Origin of the sequence: Rhodovibrio sodomensis (assembly GCF_016583645.1) — a bacterium.
Classification (GTDB): domain Bacteria; phylum Pseudomonadota; class Alphaproteobacteria; order Kiloniellales; family Rhodovibrionaceae; genus Rhodovibrio; species Rhodovibrio sodomensis.
Genome location: NZ_NRRL01000302.1, coordinates 1 through 635, shown reverse-complemented (window position 1 = coordinate 635; position 635 = coordinate 1). Strand labels below are relative to the sequence as shown.

Annotated in this window: 1 protein-coding gene; it reads left to right on the top strand. The window is 68.3% G+C overall.

The window, feature by feature from the left end; genetic code table 11:
* Positions 1-635 (top strand): IS66 family transposase zinc-finger binding domain-containing protein (locus CKO28_RS27870; protein ID WP_200344811.1); only part of this gene is annotated, 635 nt, incomplete at both ends.

Here is a 635-nt window from a genome sequence, read left to right as displayed (position 1 = left end):
CGTCGCCGAACTCACCCAGAAAATCGCCGATCTGACCGCTCGGGTGGCCGAGTTGGAGCAGGAAAACGCCGCCCTGCATCAGCTGATCGCGGCCTACAAGCAGGCGATCTACGGCCAGAGCAGCGAGCGCGCCGATCCGGAGCAGGCCAACCTCGATCTGGGCGACATCGACGCGAATGCGCCGCTGCCGACACCGGCCAACGACGAGGATGGCGGGCAAGGCGAGGATAAGCCCAAGACACCGCGCCGCGGCCGTCAGGCACGCCGGAACCGCGGCGCGCTGCCGCGCCATCTGCCGCGCAAGCACATCCACTTGGAGCCGGAGACGGACAGCTGCCCATGCTGCGCCGGAACGTTGCACAAGATCGGCGAGGACATCCGCGAACTGCTGGACGTGGTCCCCGCCCTCTATCGGGTTCTTTGCATCCACCGCGCCTACTACGGTTGCCGCACCTGCAGTTCCGCGGTCGTGCAGGCACCCGCGCCCGAGCAGCCGGTCGAGGGCGGCTACGCGACCTGCACCCTGATCGCCCAGATCGCGGTCGGGAAGTGGGCCTGGCACCTGCCGCTCTATCGGCAGGCCAAGATGCTGGCCGGCCAGGGCATCATCATCGACCGCTCCACGCTGGCGACCT